The sequence below is a fragment of the Streptomyces sp. NBC_00252 genome, assembly GCF_036187565.1.
In the GTDB taxonomy this organism is placed as follows: Bacteria; Actinomycetota; Actinomycetes; order Streptomycetales; family Streptomycetaceae; genus Streptomyces.
Map to the genome: position 1 here is coordinate 1616862 of NZ_CP108087.1, position 24348 is coordinate 1641209.

At 70.3% G+C, this 24348-nt stretch carries 18 protein-coding genes and 1 pseudogene; 5 read left to right on the top strand and 14 right to left on the bottom strand.

Annotated elements, in window-relative coordinates:
* Nucleotide 1 precedes the first annotated feature (1 nt).
* The 4 genes from OHT77_RS07060 to OHT77_RS07075 are packed head-to-tail and all read left to right on the top strand — an operon-like array spanning nt 2 to nt 3953.
* Nucleotides 2-814 carry an SAM-dependent methyltransferase gene (locus OHT77_RS07060; protein WP_328827160.1) on the top strand — a complete coding sequence of 271 codons (813 nt, stop codon included), beginning with the start codon at nt 2-4 and terminating at the stop codon, nt 812-814.
* A 41-nt stretch (nt 815-855) separates the two neighbouring features.
* Nucleotides 856-2259 (top strand): glutamine synthetase family protein, encoded by a 1404-nt coding sequence (locus OHT77_RS07065; protein WP_328827161.1) that lies wholly within the window; start codon nt 856-858, stop codon nt 2257-2259.
* A 2-nt stretch (nt 2260-2261) separates the two neighbouring features.
* Nucleotides 2262-3401, top strand: coding sequence for an amidohydrolase family protein (locus OHT77_RS07070; RefSeq protein WP_328827162.1), 1140 nt, complete (start codon nt 2262-2264; stop codon nt 3399-3401).
* A gap of 24 nt (nt 3402-3425) precedes the next feature.
* On the top strand, nt 3426-3953 hold the full coding sequence (locus OHT77_RS07075; RefSeq protein ID WP_328834173.1) for an NUDIX hydrolase family protein: 528 nt from the start codon (nt 3426-3428) through the stop codon (nt 3951-3953).
* A gap of 51 nt (nt 3954-4004) precedes the next feature.
* Here OHT77_RS07075 and OHT77_RS07080 read toward each other — a convergent pair whose 3' ends face one another.
* The 4 genes and pseudogenes from OHT77_RS07080 to OHT77_RS07095 form a co-directional block, all read right to left on the bottom strand.
* A complete protein-coding gene (locus tag OHT77_RS07080) occupies nt 4005-4337 on the bottom strand; it encodes a DUF2218 domain-containing protein (RefSeq protein WP_328827163.1) in 333 nt (110 codons plus the stop codon).
* A 124-nt stretch (nt 4338-4461) separates the two neighbouring features.
* On the bottom strand, nt 4462-5388 hold the full coding sequence (locus tag OHT77_RS07085; protein WP_328827165.1) for a LacI family DNA-binding transcriptional regulator: 927 nt from the start codon (nt 5386-5388) through the stop codon (nt 4462-4464).
* A 110-nt stretch (nt 5389-5498) separates the two neighbouring features.
* Nucleotides 5499-5693, bottom strand: a pseudogene (locus tag OHT77_RS07090) (hypothetical protein); the annotation flags it as partial.
* Nucleotides 5694-5711: 18 nt separating this feature from the next.
* A complete protein-coding gene (locus tag OHT77_RS07095) occupies nt 5712-6611 on the bottom strand; it encodes a class I SAM-dependent methyltransferase (RefSeq protein ID WP_443047944.1) in 900 nt (299 codons plus the stop codon).
* A 163-nt stretch (nt 6612-6774) separates the two neighbouring features.
* Here OHT77_RS07095 and OHT77_RS07100 point away from each other — a divergent pair, with 163 nt between their 5' ends.
* A complete protein-coding gene (locus OHT77_RS07100; RefSeq protein WP_328827167.1) occupies nt 6775-7380 on the top strand; it encodes a TetR/AcrR family transcriptional regulator in 606 nt (201 codons plus the stop codon).
* A 123-nt stretch (nt 7381-7503) separates the two neighbouring features.
* On the opposite strand, the gene OHT77_RS07105 is transcribed toward OHT77_RS07100, so the two are convergent.
* From OHT77_RS07105 to OHT77_RS07150, 10 genes are all read right to left on the bottom strand, one after another.
* The gene (locus OHT77_RS07105; RefSeq protein ID WP_328827168.1) at nt 7504-9279 is read right to left on the bottom strand and encodes a tannase/feruloyl esterase family alpha/beta hydrolase; all 1776 of its coding nucleotides are present in this window, start codon (nt 9277-9279) and stop codon (nt 7504-7506) included.
* A 268-nt stretch (nt 9280-9547) separates the two neighbouring features.
* Complete coding sequence (locus OHT77_RS07110; RefSeq protein WP_328827170.1) at nt 9548-10159, bottom strand: sarcosine oxidase subunit gamma; 612 nt, start codon at nt 10157-10159, stop codon at nt 9548-9550.
* Complete coding sequence (locus OHT77_RS07115) at nt 10152-13412, bottom strand: sarcosine oxidase subunit delta family protein (protein WP_328827171.1); 3261 nt, start codon at nt 13410-13412, stop codon at nt 10152-10154. Before OHT77_RS07115 ends, OHT77_RS07110 begins: the two co-directional genes overlap by 8 nt.
* A 12-nt stretch (nt 13413-13424) precedes the next feature.
* Nucleotides 13425-14660 (bottom strand): sarcosine oxidase subunit beta family protein, encoded by a 1236-nt coding sequence (locus OHT77_RS07120; RefSeq protein WP_328827172.1) that lies wholly within the window; start codon nt 14658-14660, stop codon nt 13425-13427.
* A complete protein-coding gene (glyA, locus tag OHT77_RS07125) occupies nt 14657-15940 on the bottom strand; it encodes a serine hydroxymethyltransferase (RefSeq protein ID WP_328827173.1) in 1284 nt (427 codons plus the stop codon). The genes OHT77_RS07120 and glyA overlap by 4 nt, the downstream gene beginning before the upstream one ends.
* Nucleotides 15941-15961: 21 nt before the next feature.
* On the bottom strand, nt 15962-18400 hold the full coding sequence (locus OHT77_RS07130) for a GcvT family protein (protein WP_328827174.1): 2439 nt from the start codon (nt 18398-18400) through the stop codon (nt 15962-15964).
* Between the two features lie 226 nt (nt 18401-18626).
* Nucleotides 18627-19592 (bottom strand): ABC transporter substrate-binding protein, encoded by a 966-nt coding sequence (locus OHT77_RS07135; protein ID WP_328827175.1) that lies wholly within the window; start codon nt 19590-19592, stop codon nt 18627-18629.
* Nucleotides 19593-19606: 14 nt separating this feature from the next.
* On the bottom strand, nt 19607-21181 hold the full coding sequence (locus OHT77_RS07140; RefSeq protein WP_443048202.1) for an ABC transporter permease: 1575 nt from the start codon (nt 21179-21181) through the stop codon (nt 19607-19609).
* A gap of 431 nt (nt 21182-21612) precedes the next feature.
* Nucleotides 21613-22701 (bottom strand): quaternary amine ABC transporter ATP-binding protein, encoded by a 1089-nt coding sequence (locus OHT77_RS07145; protein ID WP_328827179.1) that lies wholly within the window; start codon nt 22699-22701, stop codon nt 21613-21615.
* A 20-nt stretch (nt 22702-22721) separates the two neighbouring features.
* Nucleotides 22722-24191, bottom strand: a complete 1470-nt coding sequence (locus OHT77_RS07150) for an aldehyde dehydrogenase family protein (RefSeq protein WP_328827180.1) — start codon at nt 24189-24191, stop codon at nt 22722-22724.
* Nucleotides 24192-24348: the final 157 nt, after the last annotated feature.

Consider the following 24348-nt stretch of genomic DNA (forward strand, 5'->3'; position numbering starts at 1 on the left):
CGTGAGTGACAGCGACACCCCGGCAGAGGGACCGACCCGGCTCAACACCGGTGTGGCGCACAACGCGCGCGTCTGGAACTACTGGATCGGCGGCAAGGACAACTACGAGATCGACCAGCAGGTCGGCGAGCACGTCGCGGGACTGTTCCCGGTGATCCGTGAAGTGGCGCGCGCGGACCGGGACTTCCTCGGCCGGGCGGTGCGTTTCCTGACCGTCGAGCGCGGTGTACGGCAGTTCCTCGACATCGGCACCGGCCTGCCGACGGTCGACAACACGCACGAGATAGCCCAACGGGTCGCACCGGACGCGCGGATCGTCTACGTCGACAACGACCCGCTGGTGCTCATCCACGCCCGCACGCTGCTGACGAGCACCCCCGAGGGCGTCACCGACTACATCGACGCGGATGTGCACGACCCGGAGTCGATCGTCCGACGGGCCGCGGGCACCCTGGACTTCGACCGTCCCGTGGCGGTGATGATGCTCGGCATCCTGAACTTCATCCTCGACACCGAGGACGCCCGGGACGTCGTACGCAAGGTCATGTCGGCCGTCCCGTCGGGCAGTTACCTCGTGCTGACGCACCCGACCTTCGACACGGATCTCGGCGGCGAGGGCAACGTCCCGGCGATGGCGTTCTGGAACGAGAACGCCACGCCCCCGATCACCGCCCGCAGCCGCGAGGACGTCGCCGCCTTCTTCGAGGGCCTCGACCTGCTCGACCCGGGCCTGGTGCCGTGCTCACGATGGCGTCCCGACGCCGACTTCCCGGCCGTGGTACCGCAGTTCGGCGCGGTGGCCGTGAAACCCTGACCGGAGCCGCCGAGCGTGCGGGACGCGATCGTGGAGGACGTATGACCACTCTTGCCGACCCCCTGCCCGGCGGCCGTCCCGGCGAGGTCGAGCGCGCCACCGCGCTGGCCGCGGAGTTGACCGGGCGCGGTGTGCACGGGATCGTCCTGGCCTACGTCGACACGGCGGGCGTGGGCCGGGTGAAGACGGTCCCGACCGCGAAGCTGGCCTCGGCGGCGGCCTGGGGTGTCGGCATGTCCCCGGTGTTCGACACCTTCCTCGCCGACGACTCCATCGTCACGACCGACGTCCTCGGCTCCCCGGACGGCGACCTGCGCCTCTACCCCGACCTGACCCAACTGGCCGTCCTCTCCGGCCAACCCGGCTGGGCCTGGGCCCCGGTGGACCGCATCACCCAGGAGGGCGAGCGCCACCCGGGGTGCACCCGCACCTTCCTGCGCCGCACGGTCGTCGACGCGGAGCGGCAGCACGGGCTCACCTTCCGCGCGGGCATCGAGATCGAGTGGTCGCTCGGCCTGGACTCGGCATCCGACGGCGCGTTCGTCCCCGCCACCACCGGCCCGGCGTACAGCGCCACCCGGCAGGTCGAACTGAGCGACTACGGCGCCGAGTTGCTGTCGGCCCTGGCGACCCAGGGCGTGGACGTGGAGCAGTTCCACCCCGAGTACGCGGCCGGGCAGTTCGAGCTGTCGGTGAGCGCGCTCGACCCGGTCGCGGCGGCCGACCGCAGTGTCCTCGTACGGCAGACCGTCCGCGCGGTCTCCCAACGGCACGGCCTGCGCGCCTCGTTCAGCCCCGCCGTCCTCGCCCAGGGCGTCGGCAACGGCGGCCACATCCACCTCTCCGCCTGGCGCGACGGCGCGAACCTGCACGCCGGGGGCGACCGCCGCTACGGCATGACGGCCGACGCGGAGTCGTTCGCGGCCGGTGTCCTCGCCCACCTCGCGGCCCTCACCGCTATCACCGCGCCGAGCCCGGCGAGCTACTTCCGGCTCCAACCCTCCCAGTGGGCAGGGGTGTTCACCGCCTGGGGCCGCGAGACCCGCGAGGCCGCGGTACGGATCGTGACCGGCACCGCGGGCCTGCGCGCCCAGTCGGCCAACCTGGAGGTCAAGCCGGTCGACCTGGCCGCCAACCCCTATCTCGCCCTCGGCTGCCTGATCGCCGCAGGCCTCGACGGCCTGACCACCGTGGCCGCTCTGCCCGAGGAGACCACCGGAGACCCCGCGCACCTGGAAGCGCCGGAGGCGGAGACCCGTGGGGTACGACGGCTGCCGGCCTCCCTCGCGGAGTCCGTCGCGGAGTTCCGCGAGGACGCGCAACTGCGGGCTGCGCTGGGACCGGTCCTGGCCGACGCGGTGATCGCCGTACGACAGGGCGAGATCGCGGCCGTGGCCGAGCTGGACGACGAGCGGATCGCGGCGGCCTACCGCTGGAGGTACTGACGATGAGCAGGGGCCCGGTCCACGAGGCGCTCGCCGCACTGGAGTTGGTGGACCACCACTGCCACGGAGTCGTCACCGACGCGCTCGACCGTCCGGCCTTCGAGTCGCTGCTCACCGAGGGCGACGTCTGGCCCGGCAGCGGTGTCTCACCGTTCGACACCCCGGTCGGGATCGCCGTACGGCGCTACTGCGCACCGCTGCTGGACCTGGAGCGGCACGCCTCCGCGGACGAATACCTCTCCCGGCGCGCCGAGTTGGGCCCGCACGAGGTCAACCGGCGTTTCCTGGCCGCCGCAGGCACCGGCGTCTTCTGCGTCGACACCGGCTTCGCGCCGCACCCGATCACGACGCCCGCCGAACTCGCCGGGGCGGCGGGCGCGGTGGCCCATGAGGTCGTACGACTGGAGACGGTCGCGGAGTCCGTGGCCGCGCGCGGGGTCGAGCCGGACGGGTACGCGGACGCGTTCCGGGCGGCCGTGCTGGACGCGGTGCGGCGGCCGGGGGTGGTGGCGGTGAAGTCGGTGGCCGCGTACCGGACGGGGTTCGACCTCGACCCGGCCAGGCCGTCGGAGGCGGAGGTGAGCACGGCGGCGCGGGAGTGGCTGGCGCGCGGCGGGCGGCTCGATGCCCCGGTCCTGGTCCGGGAGTTGCTGTGGACCGCGGTGGATCTCGGCCTGCCCCTCCAACTGCACACCGGATTCGGCGACAACGACATCCGGCTGCACCGCACGGACCCCGCCCTGCTGACGGACTGGCTGCACGCGATCTCCGGGACGATCCCGGTGCTGCTCCTGCACTGCTGGCCGTACCAGCGTCAGGCCGGCTACCTGGCGGCCGTCTTCGAAAACGTGTACCTGGACGTGGGGCTCACCCTGCACCATGTCGGGCCGGTCCGGGCGCGGGCGGTGCTGGCGGAGGCGTTGGAGATCACACCGTTCCGCAAACTGCTGTACAGCTCCGACGCCTATGGTCTGGCGGAGTTCTACGGGCTCGGCGCGCTGGCGTTCCGCCGGGGACTGGGGGATCTTCTCCAGGAACGGGTGGACGCCGACGAAATGGGCCTGCCCGACGCGCTCCGAATGGCACGCTGGGCCGGGGCCGACAATGCCCGCCGGGTCTACCGGCTATCCGACGGACACTGAAAGTATGATCAAGCAATGTCTGACATGACCGATACCACGCCCGGTTGGCTGTCCGCCGACGACCTCGAACAGGCACGCGCCCGCATGCCGATCCTCTACGTGGAGGCGGTGCCCGTCCGCGTCGACGACAGCGGCGAGGTGACCAGCATCGGCCTGCTCCTGCGCATCGGCCCGGACGGCACCGTGAACCGCACCCTGGTCTCCGGCCGCGTCCTGCACCACGAGCGGGTCCGTGACGCCCTCCTGCGGCACCTGGAGAAGGACCTCGGCCCGGTCGCGCTGCCGCGGATCCCGACCTCGCTCCAGCCGTTCACCGTCGCCGAGTACTTCCCGACGCACGGCGTCACGCCGTACCACGACCCGCGCCAGCACGCGGTCTCCCTCGCCTACGTCGTGCCGGTCACCGGTGACTGCCGGCCCCGGCAGGACGCTCTCGACCTGGTGTGGTTCAGCCCGCAGGAGGCCGCCTCGGAGGCGCTGCGCAGCGAAATGCCGGGCGGGCACGGGGTGTTGCTCAAGCAGGCACTGGCACACGTGGGTTGTGTCTCCTGACCTGAACTCCGGGCTGGTCGGCACCACATGGGCGAACACCGGGTCCGTGGGTCAGGCGGACTCGCCCGTGCCGCGCTGGCTGGTGCCGGGCTCGCCGGTGTCGCGCCGCCATTCGACGACCAGTTCGTCCTTGGTGCCGAAGCGGACCAGATGGCGGCCCACCACGTCCTCCAGCCGGTCGAGGAACTCGGGCTCCGCCTCCACCGCGAGCAGCAGCGCGCCGTCGGTCGCGGTCAGTGTGCCGGTGCCGTCCTGGAAGACGAGACGGCCCTGACCCGTCTCCTCGTCCCAGCTGGTCTCGCTGCGACGCCCCAGATGGGAGGCTAGCTGCTTGGCGTAGCGCTGCGGTCGGTCGGTGGTGACGCGGGCTTCGGAACGGGACATGGACGACTCCTGGGTGACGGGGCTGCGCAACCACTCGATGGTGCAGGAGAGTTGACGCGGTCGTGTGGATGCGCCACGCGCCGTGTCCCGCAACGTATGGATGCCTCGTCGGTCGTCTTCCCTCCTAGGCCGAGCCGCGCTCGATCACCCGCCCCGGGGTCCGGGTGATGCCGGTGGTGTCGAGGCCCAGCGCGGTCCGCGCGGCGGCGCGGCCGTGGCCCTCGGCGTCGATGTGGACGGTGGTGAGCGCGGGGGTGACGAGAGCGCCGTACTCGGTGTCGTCGTAGCCGATGACGGCCACGTCGGAGGGGACACTCACGCCGACGGCCTGGAGGGCGGTCACGGTGCGCAGGGCGATGTCGTCGTCGAAGGCGGCGATCGCGGTGACCTCGTCGTGCGCGGCGAGGAAGGCCCTGACGGCCGCGGTTCCGGCGTCCCGTGGTCTCGGCACGACGAAGGGTGTCAGGGGTGGAAGCCCCAGCCGGTCCGTGGTCGCGCGGGCGAAGCGCTGGCGGAGTTCGGTCAGCGGGGTGTCGTCGCCGGGCAGCGCCATCGCGATACGGGTGTGGCCGCGGTCGGCCAAGTACCGGATCTGCAGGGCCGCATGGGCGGCGAAGCCGCTCTTCCAGTCCTCCTCGTCGGGCTCGTGCCCGCTCAAGTAGGCCTCGGCGAAGCGGAGTACGGCGCGGGGCGCGATGGTGTCCAGGACCTGCTGGGTCGACTGCGGTGCCGAGTGGCCGTGCCGTACGAGCAACACGTGGTCGTGCGCGGCGAGTTCGTCGTCCAGGCCGCGGACGTAGCTGCGCGAGTAGTTGCCCTCCAGACCCCAGTCGATGTTCAGTACGACGATCCGGGACGAGCCTTCGCGCAGCGCCCGGGCGATGCCGTGCGGGACGTAGCCGAGCTCGCGCGCCGCCTCCTTCACACGGTCGCGGGTGGCCGCCGAGATCGTCTGGTTCGGGTCGTCGTTGAGGACGAAACTCACGGTGGCCCGTGACACCCCGCTCGCCGCGGCGACGTCGTTCAGCGTCACCCGCCGCGAACCGCCCATCACCACTCCCCGGATCCGTCTGCCGTACCGCCGACGTGCGCCGTGCCCTTGCCGAAACCTCGCATGTCCGCACCCTAATCCAGCGGGCGTCGACAGGGCGGGGTCGGCGGTCAGGCCGCTGGGGAAGCCGGGCGCGGCGCCCTCTCGGAGACCGGTTCCAGGCGGACCACGACGCTCTTGGAGGGGGGTGTGCTGCTGATGTCGGCGACGCTGTCGAGCGGTACCAGGACGTTGGTCTCGGGGTAGTAGGCCGCCGCGGACCCGGGTGGGGTGGAGTAGGCGACGACCCGGAAGGCCTCGGCCCGGTCGGCCATCGACGGCCGTCACAAACCGTCGACCCCGTTCCGCGTCACGCTCACCGCCACCGTGGCATACCGCATGGTGAAGCCGCCGCCCGCCTTGTCCACCGCCGCCCCGACCTCCTCCAGCAGTTCGGCGAGCTTGTCCTGCGGGACCCTGGTCAGCAGCCCGATGGTGGGGAGCTGGTCCAGCCAGGTGTCCCGGGCATAGGTCCGTTCCCAGTCGAACCGCCACTCCTCCGCGTCCCCGAACCCGCCCGCCGCACGGAACCCGTCCGCCGCCTTGGCGAGCATCGGCGCGTACGCGGTCTCGGGCGCCCGTGCCATCCACCGGAGGTCGCCCGGTGCGCCGGGCAGGACGCGTTCGTAGGCGTCGGCGAAGGATTCCGCGATGTCCGGCGGGAGTTGGAAGACGTGCCAGAACACGGCCAGCCGTCCGCCGGGGCGAAGGACCCGCGCCGCCTTGGCCGCCCCGGCGACCGGATCGATCCAGTGCCAGGCCTGCGCCGCGACCACCGCGTCGAACTGCCGCCCCGCCGGCTCCCATTCCTCCAGCGTCGACACCTCGACCTCGACCCCGAGCCGCCGCGCCACCTCGGCCATCCGCACGTCGGGCTCCACCCCGAGCACCCGGCACCCCGCCGCCTGCAACTGCCGCGCCGCGATGCCGGTCCCGCACCCCGCGTCGAGGACGTCCAGCCCCGGACTGCCACTGACGATCCGCTCGATCAGGCCGTCGGGATAGCGCGGCCGGGCACGCTCATAACGCTCGGCGTCGACCCCGAACGACTCCGCCATCTGCCGCGCCCGATGGGAGTCCCGCACGCCGAACCGCGCTTCCCCGGCACGGACTTGACCCTCGGGCTCCTCGGACCGTCCAGGTCGCTCAGGCCGTCGAGGTCGCTCAGGAGGGATGGTGGGCATGCGCCCACCATAATGGGCGCCCGCCCACTCGTCTACGGTTGGGCACGCGCCCACTTGCCCACGGCCGGGCATCCGAGTGCCGCCCGGAGGTGGGCACCGACCCGCCTGCCGAGAGCAAAGCCGGATGCGGACGGGCGCACCGCACGAGGAAGGGACGCACGGCATGCCGACAGGGGTGGCCCTGCGCGATCCGCGTGAGCAGCTGTTCGACGCCGCCGAGCGGGTCCTGCTGCGGGACGGGGCGAACGCGCTGACCAGTCGGGCGGTGACCACGGAGGCGGGCTGCGCCAAGGGCGTCCTGCACCGGCACTTCGCCGACTTCGACGCCTTCCTCGCCGAACTCGTCCTTGACCGCATCGGCCGGCTCGACGCCCAGTCCGCCGCGCTGCGCGACACCGCCGGGACGGGCACCGTCGCCGACAACCTCACCGGCGCGCTGGCGGACCTGTTCGGCTCGGTCGCGGTGGCGATCGTCGGCCTGGTCATCTCCCGGGACGCCCTGCGCACCCGCCTTCGCGGCACCACCCCCACCGGCATCCCGCTCCTCACGGAGGCCACGGCGATGTTCACCTCGTACCTGGCGGCGGAACGCGACCTCGGCCGCATCGCCCCGGACGCCGACGTCGACACCCTCGCCCGCACCCTGATCGGAGCCGGGCACCTGCTGGCCGCCGGTCAGACGGACCCGCCGCCCGAGACCGAGGCGTTCCACCGCGTGGCGACCACCGTCGTCGCGGGCGTGACACGAGTGCCGCCACCGCCCGGTTAGCCGCCGCGCTTCGCCATCCCGCCCGGTACAGGGGCAGTTCAGTGGCACGCGCGCGGCCCCCGGCTCGGAACCGGGGGCCGCGGCGGCTCAATCAGCCTGCGATGTACGTCAGTTCACTCTCGGTCAATTCTTGGCCTTGCTGACGATCCACTTGCCGCCCACCCAGTTGCCGACCGTCTCGTAGCCGGAGCGGAAGGAGCCGAGCCAGTTCAGCTTGAGGTTGGCCTCGGCGGTGGACTTGACCGGGGTGTAGCTGCTCGCGTCGCCCGCCGGGCCGCCCGTGGTGTTCTTGGCGTAGTAGGGGAAGGGGTAGACCGGTCGGGTCGCCGTGGTGTTGCCGCCGCTGTCAACCGACTTGGTGGTCAGACTGGCCGGGGCGGCGCCCTTGGTGACCCAGTCGGTGATCGCGGTCAGCGCGTCGAAGGTGTCCGGGCCCTGGCCGCCGCCGCAGTGCGCGACACCGGGGAGCAGGAAGAGCCGGGCGAAGCTCATGGTGGCCGCCTCGCCGCCCACCGCCTTCTCAACTGCCTTGTAGTAGGCCATCGTTCCGACCGACGGGATGTGCTGGTCGCCCAGGCCGTGCCAGAGGATCAGCTTGCCGCCGGCCTTCTTGAACGCGGTGAGGTCGGGGTCGGTCGCGTCGTACATGCCCTCGCCCAGCGCCATGACCTTCTTGTAGTACGCGGCCGTGAACTTGATGTCCTTGTACGTCAGGGTCGGCTGCGGGCTGTCGAAGATCTGGTAGCGCAGGGTCTCCCGGACGAAGCTGATGTCGCCGCTGGCGCCGGTGGCGGTGGCCGGGGTGATGATCCCGGCCCAGTTCAGCTCGGAGCCGCGCAACTGGTAGCCCGGGTAGAGGAGTTGGCCGTGTTCGTCGGTCGGGCCGGCGTAGATGCGGCGCAGGGTGGTGACCTGGTCGGGGGTCAAGCAGTACGCGTCGGACGTCGAGGTCCGGCCGGTCTTGCACTGGATGGTGCCGGGGTCCCAGGTGCAGCTCAGCGGGTCGGCGATGATGCCGTCGGCGGGGGCGCCGCAGCCCTTGAGCACGGCCTTGTGGAGGTCGGCGAGGTCGGCGTTGGTGATGGTCGCCGGGCCGCCGTTGAGGTAGACGGACTGGGCGGTCCAGGCGTGCGAGAAGGTGTTCAGGGCGGTGAAGTTGTTGGCCGGGGCGCCGGCGATGATGCCGTCGAAGTCGGTCGGGTAGCGCTGGGCCTCGGTGAGGGCCTGGTGCCCGCCCTGGGAGCAGCCGTCGAAGTAGGAGTGGGTGGCGGCTTGACCGTAGTACTGCTTGATGACGGCCTTCGCCGCCTGGAGCAGTTCGTGGTCGGACTTGTAGCCGAAGTCGGCGCGCAGGGTCGGGTCGGTGGAGAAGAGGCCGCCGCCCTGGTAGTGGCCCTCGTCGCTGGAGGCGACGGCGAAGGCGCCGGTGGTCAGCGGGACGCAACCGGCCGAGGCGGGTGCGTTGTTGACGCTGGTGTTGCCGCACAGGCCACCGCAGCCGACCTGGAGGTAGTTGGCCTGCCAGCCGGCCTCGGGGAGCTTGATCTCGAAGTGGAGTTGGGGCGCGATGACGCCCTTGACGTCACAAGCGGCCCAGCTGCCGAGGGTGTTGGCGCTCGCGGCGATCTCGGTGGCCGAGCTGATCTCGAACGGCACGCCGGGGACGGCACTGGCCAGGTCGAGTTGGGCGATGCCGGAGCAGGGCATGGCCGGCGCGATGCCCGAGGTGGTGGCACCGGCCGAAACGGCGTTCGCCGAGCCGGAGTTGGCGGCCTGCGCGGCGCCGACCGTGGTGTTGGCCAGCGCCACGCTCGCACCGGTCACCAGTGCGACGGCCGCGGCCAGGGTGGCTATGAAAGTGGCCGAGTTCCACCGACACCATCTGAACAGCTTGGGCATGCTGGGTACTCCGTTCGATCGCCGGTTCGGGTTCCGTGCGCCAGGAACGTAGCTCTCCCATAACGTGCAGGCAATAGCGTCGACTTAATTGTTGACGATTTTGTCGAAAGATCCGGCCACCCCTACCCGACGTCGCTGACCAGGCTCGGAGCCGTCGCGGACCGCAACGTTAGCTTGCGCCGACGGCTGGAACGCAGCGCGAAGGCCGCTCTCCCGGTGTCGGGTGAACGGCCTTCGGCACAGCACGTGTTCAGGCGTACGGCGTCTCTCAGACCTCCGCGACGTACTCGCCGGCCGCGTCCAGCAGCCAGTCCGTCAAGTACCCGGCGAACGACGAGCGGACCAACACCCAGAACCCTGCGCCGGGTTCGTCCCGTGCGACCACGACGACCTGGGCGCGGGCCAGCATGGTCTGGGCGCAGCGGCCGGGGCCGAAGGCCCGTGGGTGCAGGTCCAGCGGGCAGCCGTGGGCCAGCAGGTCGCGGGCGCGGGCGCCGGAGACGAGGAGGGTGGTGCGCTGGGCCGAGACATCGGTGACGGAGACGTGTTCGTCACCGGCAGCCGCGCGAATCCGCTCCTCCAGATCCCGCTGGGTGTCCGGCGCCCCCACCACGAGCCACTCGTCGGGACCGAGCCACAGCACGGTCAACTCTCCTCCCCGCACAACGGTGTTGGGCTCCAGAGGCAGCGACAGCCCGAGGGCGAGTCCTACGGCGTCCGCCGCCGCGCCCTTCGCGTCGAGGCGGACGTTCACCTGGGCCAGGAAGGGGAGTTCGGCCAGCCGTACCGCGCCGCCGGAAGCGCGGGTTGTGGCCGCCAGCCGGTCGGCGACGCCCGCGAGGGGGCTGCGGCGCGGGACGGAAAGGGCGGTGTCAGCCATCGCGGCGGGCTCCCTCGGGGTCGTAGAGGACGGGGCTTGCGACGGTGACGGGGATCAACTGGTCGCCCACGGGGGCGTAGAGGCGTTCGCCGATGCGGTCGCGGCCGCCCTTGATCAGGGCGAGGGCGAAGGTGCGGCCAAGGGCGGCGCTGCGGTAGCTGGAGGTGACGTGGCCGAGCATCGGGACGGGCGGCGCCGGGAGCACGCTGTCGGCGATGAGTTGGGTGCCCTCGGGGAGGAACGCGGCGGGGTCCTCGGGGAGCAGGCCGACGAGGTGTTTGCGGTCGGGGCGTACGGCGTCGGCGCGGGCGTAGGAACGCTTGCCGATGAAGTCGGGCTTCTTCTTCGATACCACCCAACTCATGCCGAGATCCTCGGGCGTTACGGTGCCGTCGGTGTCCTGGCCGATGATCGGGAAGCCCTTCTCGGCGCGCAGGACGTGCATGGTCTCGGTGCCGTACGGGGTGATGCCGAAGGGGGCGCCCGCCTCGTACAGCGCCTCCCACAGGGCGAGGGCCTCCCACGGTGACACGTTGATCTCGTAGGCGAGTTCACCGGAGAAGCTGATGCGGCACACCCTGGCCCCGATGCCGGCGACGGTCGTGTCCCGCCACGCCATGAACGGGAAGTCGTCGTTGCTCACGGCGAGTTGAGGTGCGAGTGAGCCGAGCACCTCGCGGGAGCGGGGGCCGACCAGGGCGACGGTGGCCCACTGTTCGGTCACCGAGGCGCAGTGGACGCGGAGTTCGGGCCACTCCGTCTGGTGCCACTCCTCCATCCAGTCGAGTACGGCGGCGGCGTTGCCCGTGGTCGTGGTGACCAGGTAGCGGTCCGGGGCGAGGCGGATGGCCGTGCCGTCGTCGAAGACCATGCCGTCCGGGCGGCACATGACGCCGTAACGCACCATGCCGACCTTCAAGTTGCTCATCATGTTGGTGTAGAGCCGGTCCAGGAAGACGGGTGCGTCCGGGCCCTGTACGTCGATCTTGCCGAGGGTGGAGCCGTCCATGAAGGCGACGGACTCGCGGGCCGCCGCGCACTCGCGCAGGACGGCGGTCTCCATGACCTCGCCGTCGCGCGGGTAGTACCAAGGGCGCTTCCACTGCCCGACGTTCTCGAACAGCGCGCCCTGCATGACGTGCCAGTCGTGCAGGGCGGTCGTACGGACCGGGTCGTGCAGCGCGCCCCGGTCACGGCCGGCGAGGGCGGCGAAGGAGACGGGTGTGTACGGCGGGCGGAACGTGGTCGTGCCGAGCAACGAGACGTCCACGCCCAGGAGTTCGGCGACCACGCCGCTCGCCAGGACTCCTGAAGTCTTGCCCTGGTCGTTGGCCGTGCCTGCCGTCGTGTAGCGCTTGGTGTGTTCGACCGAGTCGAGGCCCGCGCCGGTGGCACGGGTCAAGTCGGCGACGGTGACGTCTCGTTGGAGGTCCACGAAGCGGGGGGCGTCGGTGGTGCCGGGGACGAGGAAGACATGCATGGCAGGGGTGTGGGGTACGGCGGGTACGTCGGGCAGGGAAGGCGTTTCGGCGGTGTAGCCCTCGGCCTCGATCGCTCGGGCGCCTGCGGCCGCACCCTGCGCGAGGACTGTGGGGAGGTCCAGGACACCGTTCGCGCTGCCCGCCACCTCGACCAGCTGGCGGCAGGTGTCGGGGACGAAGGAGCCGAGGGTGTCGTCGTAGCGGAGCCTGCCGCCCGCCTGGCTGAAGAGGTGGGCGACGGGGTTCCAGCCGCCGGAGACCAGGAGGAGGTCTGCGGTGAACTGCCGTGCCATGCCCGTGGGTTCGCCGTACGGGGCGACCGTCACGGCGGTCAGGCGCGGGGTGCCCTCGGTGCCGGCGACCGCGTGTCCGGGCAGTACCTCCATGCCCGCCTCGCGGGCTCGGCTCGCCCACTCCCCTGGCGCCGACGGGCGGGTGTCGACGATCGCCGCGATCTCCACGCCCGCCGCCGCCAGGTCCAACGCGGCCGGGTACGCACTGTCGTTGGTGGTGAAGACGACGGCTTTGCGGCCGGGGAGGACGCCGTAGCGGTTGAGGTACGCGCGGGCCGAGGCGGCGAGCATCACGCCGGGGCGGTCGTTGTCCGGGAAGGCGAGTGAGCGTTCGTGGGCGCCGGTTGCGAGGACCACTCGGCGGGCCCGGATGCGCCAGACGCGTTCGCGGGAGAGGTGGGTGGGGGCTGTGGCGCCGAGGTGGTTGGTGCGGCGTTCCACTGCCAGGAGGTGGTTGTCGTCGTAGTGGCCGAAGACGGTGGTGCGGCGCAGGATGCGGACGTCGGGGGCGCTGGTCAGCCTCTCGTTCAACTCGCTTACCCAGTCTCGGAGTTCGGCTGTGTCCAGCAGGCTGCCGCCCAGTTCCGGGCGGTCGTCGGCGAGGATGACCCGGGCTCCGGTGTGGGCTGCGGCGGATGCTGCCGCGAGGCCGGCCGGGCCCGCGCCTACGACCAGGAGGTCGCAGTGGGCGTGCAGGGCGTCGTAGCGGGCGGGGTCCGGGGCGGTGGCCAGGCGGCCCTGGCCGGGGAGGCTGGTGGCTGCGAGGCCCTCGTAGAGCTCGACCGTGGTGGCGGGGAGCATCGGTTCGGGGAAGGGGGCCTCGATCTGGATGAGGGCGTTCGGTTCTTCTACGCCTGCCGTGAAGATGCCTCGGGGGCGGCCCAGTTTGATGCTGGTGCCGGTGTGGATGATGCCGTTCGCGAGGAGGGCGGAGGCGAGGGTGTCGCCCTTGTAGCCCTGGTATTCGGTGCCGTCGAAGGTGAAGGTGAGGGGGGTTGCTCGGTGGATTCGGCCGTGGGTGGGGTGGCGGTACGGGTGGCCCGTGGCGGAGTCACTGGTGGATGCGTCGCCCCCGCCGCCCCTACCCGTCCCATCCTCCAGGGGCTCTGCCCCTTCGACCCCCGTCGGCCCCGAAAGGGCCTCGTCCTCAAACGCCGGACGGGCTGAAAATGCCGACCCCCGCTGAAGAACTGGCCTCTGCTCAACAGGGGTTGACTGCTTCTCACCCGCCCGGTACACCGTCAGGATTTCGTTCGTCGCGGTGTCGCGGACCGCGTTGAACCATCGGCGGCAGCCCGCCGCGTGGCTCCAGCGTTCGGCGAAGGGGCCCTTGGGGTTGGCGCGGAAGAAGAGGTAGCGGGCCCATTCCTCGTCGGTCAGTTCGGAGGGGGTTTCCGGGTAGGCGACGTGGGCCTGGCCGCCGTAGTGGAACTCGGCCTCGTCGCGGGGCCCGCACCAGGGGCAGGGGATCAGCAGCATGGTTCGGGCTCCCTAGTGGGCCACCGCGGCGGCACCGTGCTCGTCGACGAGCGCGCCGGTGGTGAAACGGTCGAGCGAGAAGGGGGCGTTGAGGGGGTGAGGCGTGTCGTGGGCGATGGTGTGGGCGTAGACCCAGCCGACACCCGGGGTGGCCTTGAAACCACCTGTTCCCCAGCCGCAGTTGAGGTACAGGTTGTCCACCGGGGTCAGGCCCACGATCGGTGACGCGTCCGGGGTGACGTCCACGATGCCGCCCCACGTGCGCAGGACGTGCGCGCGGGCGAAGACCGGGAACAGCTCCAACGCCGCCGCCATCTGCTCCTCGATGATGTGGAACGCGCCGCGCTGCGTGTAGGAGTTGTACGAGTCGATGCCCGCGCCCATCACCAACTCGCCCTTGTGCGCCTGACTCACGTACACATGGACCGCGTTGGACATGACCACCGTGGGGTGCACCGGCTCCAGGAGTTCCGAGACCAGTGCTTGCAACGGGTGGCTCTGGAGCGGGAGTTGGATGCCCGCCATCGCCGCCAGCACCGACGTGTGGCCCGCCGAGCAGAGCGCCACCTTGCCCGCCGCTATCGGGCCGCGTGTGGTCTGTACGCCCACCACCCTGCCGTCGACGATGTCGAGGCCGGTGACCTCGCAGTTCTGGATGAGGTCGATGCCGGCGGCGTCCGCGGAGCGGGCCAGTCCCCAGGCCACGTGGTCGTGTTTGGCGATTCCGGCGCGGGGTTGGTACGTCGCTCCCATGACCGGATAGCGCACGTCCGGTGAGGTGTTGACGATCGGGCAGACCTCCTTGACCTGCCGTTCGTCGAGCCATTCCGCGTCCACGCCGTTGAGTCGGTTCGCCTCCACTCGGCGCACGCTGTCGCGGACGTCCTGGAGGCTGTGGGCGAGGTTGAGGACGCCGCGCTGGGAGAAGAGGATCGGGTAGTCCAGCTCCTCCTCCAGGCCCTCCCACAGCTTGAGCGCGTGCTCGTAGATGCCCGCGCTCTCGTCCCACAGGTAGTTGGAGCGGATGATCGTGGTGTTGCGGGCCATGTTGCCGCCCGCGAGCCACCCCTTCTCCAGCACCGCGACGTTGGTGATGCCGTGGTTCTTCGCCAAGTAGTGGGCGGTGGCCAGGCCGTGGCCTCCGCCGCCGACGATCACCACGTCGTACGAGCGTTTCGGCTCGGGTGTGCGCCAGAGCCGGTCGGGGTGTTCGGGGAGGTCCGCGCCCGGGGTGCGAGGGGTCGTCATCGGGGGGTGCCTTCCTCGGACAGGTGCGGGTACAGCGGGTGCTTCGCGGCCTGTGCCTTCGTGCGGGCGCTCAAGTCACCGATGTCGGGGGCCGGTTGGAGGGCCAGCGCGATCACGTCGGCCACCTCGGCGAAGTCGTCCTCCGTGAAGCCGCGCGTGGCCAGCGCCGGGGTGCCGATGCGCAGGCCGGATGTGACCATGGGCGGGCGTGGGTCGAAGGGGACGGCGTTGCGGTTGACGGTGATGCCGATCTCGTGGAGCAGGTCCTCCGCCTGCCTGCCGTCGAGTTCGGAGTCGCGCAGGTCGACCAGGACCAGGTGCACGTCCGTGCCGCCGGTGAGGACCTGCGCGCCGGTGGCCGCCACGTCGGCCCGGGTGAGGCGTTCGGCGAGGATGCGGGCGCCGGCCAGCGTGCGGGACTGGCGTTCCGCGAACTCCGGGGACGCGGCGACCTTGAACGACACCGCCTTCGCGGCGATGACGTGTTCCAGCGGGCCGCCCTGCATGCCGGGAAACACCGCCGAGTTGATCCTCTTCGCGAGGTCGGGCTCGTTGGTGAGGACGACTCCGCCGCGTGGGCCGCCGAGGGTCTTGTGCGTCGTGGTCGTGGTCACGTGGGCGTGCGGGACGGGGTTGGGGTGCAGCCCCGCGGCGACGAGGCCGGCGAAGTGTGCCATGTCGACCATCAGGAGCGCGCCCACCTCGTCGGCGATCCTGCGGAAGGCCGCGAAGTCCAACTGCCGTGGATACGCCGACCATCCGGCGATGATCATCTGAGGGCGGTATTCCTTGGCGAGGCGTTCGACCTCGTCCATGTCGACCAGGTTGTCGGTCTCGGAGACGTGGTACGGCACCACGTTCAGCATCTTGCCGCTGTAGTTGAGGCGCATGCCGTGGGTGAGATGGCCGCCGTGGGCGAGGTCGAGGCCGAGGATGGTGTCGCCGGGCTTCAACAGGGCGAAGAACACTGCCGTGTTGGCCTGTGCGCCCGAGTGCGGCTGGACGTTCGCGAAGCCCGCCCCGAACAGGGACTTGACCCGCTCGATCGCCAACCGCTCGGTGACGTCGACGTGTTCGCAGCCACCGTAGTAGCGGCGGCCGGGATACCCCTCGGCGTACTTGTTGGTGAGGACCGAGCCCTGCGCCTCCAGCACGGCGGAGGGCGCGAAGTTCTCGGAGGCGATCATCTCCAACGTGGACTGCTGGCGGCGCAGTTCGGCGCGGAGTGCGGCATGCACCTCGGGATCCAGTTCGGCCAGGGGGGTGTTGAGCGCGTTCATACGGCGTTCGCGTCCTTCCGGTCAGCCACGGAGACGGGACATCGTCGGGTCGAACAGCGGCTCCGCGGCGACGACCGCCTCGACGCGCCGGTCGAAGTAGCCGATGTGCAACGGGGTTCCGGGGGTGGCGAGTTCGGCCGGGAGCCAGGCGTAGGCGATGCCCTTGCCGATCGTGTAGCCGTAGGCGGCGCTGGTGACGTGGCCGACGGCGCGCCCGCCGTCGTAGACCGGTTCCTTGCCCATGACGACGGAGCGCGGGTCGTCGATGGTGAGACAGGTCAACTGCCGCTGTACGGCGGTCTTTCGGCGTTCCAGTGCCGCCTTGCCGAGGAAGTCGCCCTTGTCGAGTTTGACGGCGAAGGCGACGCCGGCCTCGTAGGGGTCGTGCTCGTAGGTCATGTCGGTGCCGAAGGAGCGGTAACCCTTCTCCAGGCGGAGGCTGTTGAAGGCGCCGCGCCCGGCGATGATCCCGCCGAGGGGTTTGGCCGCCTGCCACAGGGTGTCCCAGAGTTTCTGGCCCTGGTCGGCGGTGGTGTACAGCTCCCAGCCGAGTTCTCCGACGTAGGACAGCCGCATGGCGGTCACCGGGACCGTTCCGATGTAGGCCTTTTTCGCGCGGAAGTACTTGAGGCCCTCGTTCGTGAAGTCCTCGTCCGTCAGGGGCTGGAGGACCTTGCGGGCCAGCGGGCCCCACAGGCCTATGCAGCAGGTGCCGGGGGTGATGTCGCGGACCTGGACCGTTCCGTCGGCGGGGAGGTGGCGGGTGAGCCAGTCGAGGTCGAGGTTGCCGTTGGCGCCGACCTGGAAGCGGTCGCGGGCCAGGCGGGCGACGGTGATGTCGCTGCGGATGCCGCCGTCCTCGTCCAGCAGCAGCGTGTACGTCACCGAGCCGACCGACTTGGCGACCTTGCCGGTGACCAGGCCCTCCAGGAAGTCGGCGGCGCCGGGGCCGGTGACCTCCAGGCGTTTGAGGGCCGTCATGTCGTACATCGCGACGGTCTCTCGGGTGACCTGTGCCTCGGCGCCGACGATGGGCGACCAGTACTGCGCGGCCCAGTCGTTCGGGATGGGGATCGAACGGCCTTCCAGCAGGGCCGAGTTGGCCTCGTACCACTGGGGGCGTTCCCAGCCGTTGGCCTCCAGGAAGACCGCGCCGTGTTCCGACTGGCGGGTGTGGAAGGGGCTGGTGCGGATCGGGCGCGGGTCACCGGACGGCTGGAGGGGGTGGAGGATGTCGTAGACCTCGACGAAGTTCCGGCAGTCGCGGGCCAGGACGTATTCCGGGGCGAGCTGGTGCTGTTCGAAGCGGTTGACGTCGCACTCGTGGAGGTCGAAGGACGAGCAGTGTCCGTCGACCAGCCACTCGGCCATCGCGCGGCCGACGCCCGCCGAGTGCGTGACCCAGACGGCCTCGGCGACCCAGAAGCCCTTGACGTCCGAACTCTCCCCGAGGAGGGGGAAGTTGTCGGTGGTGAAGGAGAACAGGCCGTTGATGCCCTCCTCGACCTTCGCGTCCTTCGTGGCGGGGAGGAGTGACTGTGTCTCGGTCCAGGCGTCGGCGAAGTCGTCCTCGGTGAACTTGAGGACGGACGGCATGTCGTCGGCCTCGTCGACGGAGAGGATGTCGTCGGCGGAGATCGGCATGGGGCGGTGGCCGTAGTAGCCGATGCCGATGGCGTCGAAGCGGTCGCGGTAGTAGAGGTCGGCGTCCTGGTGGCGCAGGATCGGGCGGACGGCCTCCTCGGTCTGGCCGGCGAGGGCGGGTACGGGACCGGTCCAGGCGAGCTGGTGGCCGAGCGGGGTCAGCGGGAGGCTCATGCCGACCATGCGGGCGATCTTCGGGCCCCAGATGCCGGCGCAGCACACGACGATGTCGGCGGGGATCTCGCCCTGGTCGGTGAGGACGCCGGTGACCCGGCCGTCGGCCTGCTGGACGTCGAGGACTTCGTGGCGGGCGAGGAAGGTCACGCCGCGTTCGGTGGCCCGGCGGATCTGGGCCTCCACCGCGAGGACGGCTTTCGCGAGGCCGTCGGTGGGGACCAGGAGGCCGCCGAGGACCCGGTCGGGGTTCACCAACGGGTGCTGTTCCACGCACTCTTGGGGGCTCAGCAGGCGGGCCTCGACTCCCCACGCGGTGATCCAGCCGTGGCGGCGGTGGAGTTCGGCGACGCGCTCGGGGGTGGTGGCGACCTCGAGGCCGCCGACCTGGAGGAAGCAGGGCTTGCCGTCGACGTCGAGGGAGCAGAACTTCTCGACCGTGTAGCGGGCCAACTCGGTCATGGTCTTGGAGGAGTTGGTCTGGAAGACCAGCCCCGGGGCGTGCGAGGAGGAGCCGCCGGTGGCGGGCAGCGGACCCTGGTCGACCACGGTCACTTCGGTCCAGCCTCGCGCGGAGATCTCGTCCGCGAGTGCCGCCCCCACGACGCCCGCTCCGATGATGACCACTCGGGGTCCCGCCATCGCCGCACCTCCGGCTAGAAAGCAATCCGGTTGCTGTCTGCGCAACATGCTTCAGGTTGCGCAACTCAATGTGCCCGGCACGAGGAGCGGGTGTCAAGGGGTCCTCGACGTCGGAAAACAGGCCGAAACACCGGCCTGGACACGGCGGCACACGGCAATGCCCGGTGGGCGGTGCACACCTGCGCGCACCGCCCACCGGGCATGGTCAACCGGGTTTCCGCCAGGGCTACTTGAGCCAGGCGTCGACCTTGTCCTTGTTGGCGTCGACCCACTTCTTCGCCGCCGCGTCGTCGGACAGCTTGTCCTGCGCTATGTACTTGGCGACGGTGTTCTGGTCGTCGTTGGTCCAGTTGAAGTTCTTCACCAGGTTGTAGGCGGGGCTGTTCGACTTGGCGAACTTCGCGCTGACGATCTTGTCGAGGTCGTAGACGGGATAGTCGCAGGCGATCTTCGCCGCGTCGGCGTCGCAGCCGGTCGTGTACTTGGGCAGGGAGACCTTCTTCAGCGCGACCTCGGAGAGGAACCACTGCGGCTCGTAGAAGTAGCCGATGACCCACTGCTTGTTCTTCTCGGCGGTGCGGAACGCCTGGATGAGCGCGGTCTCGCTGCCCGCGTACACCACCTTGAAGTCGAGGTTCAGGTTCTTCACCAGCGCGGCGTCGTTGGTGACGTACGACGGGTCCCCGTCGAGGAGTTGGCCCTTGCCGCCCGACTCGGAGGTCTTGAACTTGGACGCGTACTTGTTCAGGTTCTTGTAGTTGAGGATGTCCGGGTGGGCCTTGGCGAGCCACGGCGGCACGTACCAGCCGATGATGCCTTTGTTGCCGGTCTGGCCGGCCTCGACGGCGGTCTTCTGGCCGGTGATGTACTTCTTCTTGAGGTCGTCGTGGCCCCAGTTCTCCAGGACGGCGTCGACCTCGCCGGTGCCGAAGCCCTGCCAGGCGATCTCCTCTTTCAGGTCCTTCTTGTCGACCGTGCAGCCGAGTTGGTGCTGTGCGACGTACGCGACGACCGCCGCGTCCGCCTCGTAGCCCACCCACGGGTTGACCGCGAGGTTGAAGGTGCCGCACTTGCCCGAGCTGTCGCCGCTCGAGCCCGATGAGGTGTCGCCGACCTTCGCCCCGCCGCAGGCGGTGAGGGTGAGGCCGAGGACGGCCAGGCCGGCCGCGCCGGTTCGCCAGTGTCGTGCCATGGTGTCGTGCTCCTTTAAGCGCGGGTTCGGCGCGCGGCCGCCTGAGTGATCCGGTCGAACATGACTCCGAGCAGGACGATGGCGAGCCCTGCCGCCAGTCCCTTGCCGTACAGCTCGCCCTGGGAGAATCCGGCCACGACGTCGTAGCCGAGGGCGCCGGCTCCCACCAGGCCGCCCACCACAACCATCGACAGCACGTAGATCAGGCCCTGGTTGGTGGCGAGGGTCAGGGCGCTGCGTGCCATCGGGAGTTGGACCTTGGTGATGATCTGCCAGGTGTTGCACCCGGCCGCGGTGGCCGCCTCGACGGTGGTCTCGGGCACGGCCCGCACCCCGTCGGCGGTGATCTTGATGGCGACCGGCACGGCGTAGACGACGGCGGCGACGATCGCGGTGAAGCGGGTCGCGCCGAACAGGGCGAGGAACGGCACGAGATAGACGAACGGCGGCATGACCTGCGCCGCGTCCAGCGTGGGCCGCAGCAGCCGGTCCACCATCGCGCTGCGCCCCATCCACACCCCGAACGCGATGCCGAGCACCATCACCAGCACCGTCGCCACGACGGTCGAGGCGAGTGTCGTCATGGCGTCCGACCACACTCCCGTTCCCACAAGCAGGCCTACGCAGACGGCGGTGGTGATCCCGGAGCGCCAGCCCCCGACCACGACACCGATCCCGACCAGGGCCGCGCCGACGAGCCACCACGGGGAGTCGGTGAGCAGCGACTGGAACGGGTTGAGCAACCCGTTGGTGATCGCGTCACGGAACGCGTTGGTGATCCCGGACAGGTTGTCCTGCGCCCAAGTCGTCACGCTGTCCGCCGCGTTGGCGATGTGGGTGCCGGTGGTGCCGTCGCCGGGGAACTGGGCCGCCCAGAGGTAGGTGTGCGACAGATAGATCAGGACCACGACACCGACGGCGCCCGAACCGAGCAGCGGGCGGCGCCATTTGAGGAAGCGGCCGCCGGAGTTCCGGGCCTGTTCCGCGCGGGTACTGGACGCGGTGGTGACCCGGTCGAGGACGATCGCCATGACGACGATGGCGAGGCCCGCGTTGAAGGCCGTACCGACATCGAGGGACTGCAGTGCCTGCATGACGGTCTTGCCGAGGCCGGGCGCGTCGATCAGGGCCGCGATGGTGACCATGGCGAGGGCGGCCATGATGGTCTGGTTGACGCCCATGACCACGGTCCGTTTGGCCATCGGCAGCAGCACTTTGACCAGCGACTGCCAGCGCGTCGACCCCATGGAGTCGGCCGCTTCCACGGTCGTCTCGGGTACGGAGCGGATGCCGTGCGCGGTGATGCGGATCGCGGGCGGGGCGGCGTAGATCACCGTGGCGATCACGGCGGAGGCCGGGCCGATGAGGAAGATCAGGGTGAGGGGGGCGAGGTAGACGAAGGTCGGCATCGTCTGCATGAAGTCCAGGAAGGGCGTGATGATCCGGTTGAACCGGTCGGAGAGCCCCGCCCACACCCCCAGCGGGATCGCGAACAGCAGCGCCACGAGGACCGCGGAGAGGGTGAGCGCCAGGGTGTCCATGCTCTCCTGCCACAGCCCCTGCAGCCCGAAGAAGGCGAAGCCGGCCATGGCGAGGAGCGCGACGCGCCAGTTGCCGACGGCCCAGGAGACGAAGCCGGCGATGCCGACGACGCCGAGCCAGCCGATCTGCGGCACCGGCCGGTCGCCGCTCGGCTGGGAGATCAGGTCCTGGACGAAGGTCACCAGGTTGTTGATGACCAGCCGGATCTCGTTGAAGAAGTAGAGGAAGAGCGGGTTGGAGTTGCGGTTGGCGCCGATCGAGTCGTTGAGGTCGTTGAACCAGCGGTGCAGCCCGGTGAGATCGGCCGCCGCGAGCGTCAGCGTCTGCTTCCCGCGCAGCACGGCGAACAGCACCAGCCACACGACGACGATCGCGGCCACCATCACCGGCCGGCCGACCTTGCGCCGTACGCCCTTCAACTCCGGTGCGGGGTGCGCGACTTGTTGCGCGGGCTCCGGTTTCTCCACGGCGACGGTCATCACGCGTCGCCTTCCCGCCCGGCGACGACCGCGAGGATCTCCTCGTCGCCGACGATGCCGAGCAGCTTGCCGTTCTCGACGACCTTGACGGGCCTGTCCGCCGCGAGCACCGCGCGGGTGGCCTCGCGTACGACGACGTCGGGGCCCAACTCGGGCCCGTCCAGGGCGTCTTCGTCGACGACGGGACGCATGATCCAGCGCAGGGTGAGGACGTCACCGCGCGGCACGTCCTTCACGAATTCCCGTACGTAGTCGTCGGCGGGGGCACCGACCAGCTCGTCCCCGGTCCCGCACTGCACCATCTTGCCGTCGCGCATGATGAGGATGCGGTCGCCCAGCTTGAGGGCCTCGGACAGGTCGTGGGTGATGAACACCATGGTCTTGCCGACCTCGTGGTGCAGCCGGATGACCTCGTTCTGCATGTCACGGCGGATCAGCGGGTCGAGCGCGGAGAACGGTTCGTCGAAGAGGAGCACGTCCGGGTCACCGGCCAGCGCCCGCGCCAGACCGACGCGTTGCTGCATGCCTCCGGAGAGCTGGTCGGGATAGGAGTTCTCGTACCCGGAGAGTCCCACCAACTCGACGACTTCCAGGGCCCGTTTGCTGCGCTCTGCCTTGCTCATGCCGCGGATCTCCAGGCCGAACGACACGTTGTCGACGACCCGGCGGTGCGGCAGCAGCCCGAAGTGCTGGAAGACCATGGAGAACTTACGGCGCCGCAGCTCGCGCAGCCGCTTGGCGTCCGCGTCCCGGATGTCCTCGCCCTCGAAGACGATCTCCCCGGCGGTGGGTTCGATCAGCCGGGTCAGACAGCGCACCAGGGTGGACTTCCCGGAGCCCGACAGTCCCATGACGACGAAGACCTCTCCGGGCGAGACCTCGAAGTTCACATCGCGTACGGCGGCGGTGCAGCCGGTGCGGTCCATCAGCTCACGGCGGGTGAGCCCGCACAACTCCTCGGAACCGGGCACCTGTTCCGCCTTCGGCCCGAACACCTTCCACAGCTTGCGCACGGAAATGACCGGGGTGGGGCCCGAGTCCTGGGGCGTGCCGCGCCGCTGCGGCACCTCGGTCTGTGCTGGGGTCACGATCGACCTCTTTTCGGCGTTCAGCCGCGGAACCAGTGCTGCGGCCTGGGTTGGATGTTCTGCCAGATGTGCTTGGGCTCTCGGTACTCGTCCAGGCCGGTCGGTCCCAACTCCCGGCCCACGCCCGAGTGTCCGAAGCCACCCCATTCCGCCTGCGGCACATAGGGGTGGTAGTCGTTGATCCACACTGTGCCGTGCCGCAGCCGTCGCGCGACCCGCTGGGCCCTGCCCGCGTCCTGGGTCCAGACGGCGCCGGCGAGCCCGTACTCGGTGTCGTTGGCGATGCGTACGGCGTCGTCCTCGTCGGTGAAGCGCTCCACGGTCAGCACGGGCCCGAAGGACTCCTCGTGCACCACGCGCATGTCCTGCGTGCACGCGTCGAGGACGGTCGGCGGGTAGAAGTAGCCTTCGGCGAGGGCGAGTTCGTCCGGCCGCTCACCACCGCAGCGCAGTACGGCGCCCTCGGCGACGCCCGCCGCGACGTACGCCTCGACCTTCTCCAGGTGCCGCGCGGAGATCAGCGCCCCGGTCTCGGCCTCGGGGTCGAAGGGCCCGCCGAGCCTGATCTGCCGTGCCCGCCGCACGACTTCGTCCACGAACCGGTCGTGCAGCGAGTCCTCGACGATCAACCGGGCCCCGGCGGAACACACTTGACCCGAGTGCAGGAAGACGGCCGTGAGCGCGAAGTCCACGGCCGTCTCGAAGTCGGCGTCGGCGAAGACCACGTTGGGGTTCTTGCCGCCCAGCTCCAGCGCCACCTTCTTCACGGTCGCGGCGGCGGTGGCCATGATGTGCTTGCCGGTCTCGAGACCCCCGGTGAAGGAGACCATGTCGACGGCCGGGTCCTCGGAGAGCGGCGCCCCCACCTCGGGCCCGGCACCGAGCACGAGATTGGCGGCCCCGGCGGGCAGCCCGGCCTCCTCCAGCGCGCGCATCAACAGGATGGAGGTGGAGGGCGTCAGCTCACTCGGCTTGAGGACGACGGTGTTCCCCGCGAGGAGCGCCGGAGCGACCTTCCAACTGGCTTGCAACAGAGGGTAGTTCCAGGGCGTGATCAGCCCGCAGACCCCAACGGGCTCGTAGACGACGCGACTTACGGCGTCGTCGCGCCCGGTGTCGATGACGCGTCCGGCGTCGGTGCCGCCGATCCCGCCGTAGTAGCGGAAGCAGGAGACGACGTCGGCGATGTCGTACTCGCTCTCCACCAGCCGCTTGCCGGTGTCCAGCGACTCGGCGCGGGCGAACTCCTTGGCGTCACGCTCGATGAGGTCGGCGGTGCGCAACAGCAGGGCCCCGCGCTCCCGTTCGGAGGTGCGCGGCCAGGGCCCTTCGTCAAAAGCGCGGCGGGCCGCGGCGATCGCGGCCTCGGTGTCGGGACGCGTTCCCTCGGACACGGTCGCGGCGAGCGTGCCGTCGGCGGGACAGCGGATGTCACGGTGACCGCCGGCCACCGCGTCACGCCATTCTCCGTCCACATACAGGTCTGCCACGTGTGGAGCCCTTCGAGCGAATTCCGTTGCGCATCGTGCACCGTATTGCTTGTGGTGGAACACCCTGGCGAATGTGCAGACATACGTCAAGGGGTTGGCGGATGACGATTTCGCCATGCGGGCCATTGCCCGGCCGCCTCTTGACCGCAAGCGGCGC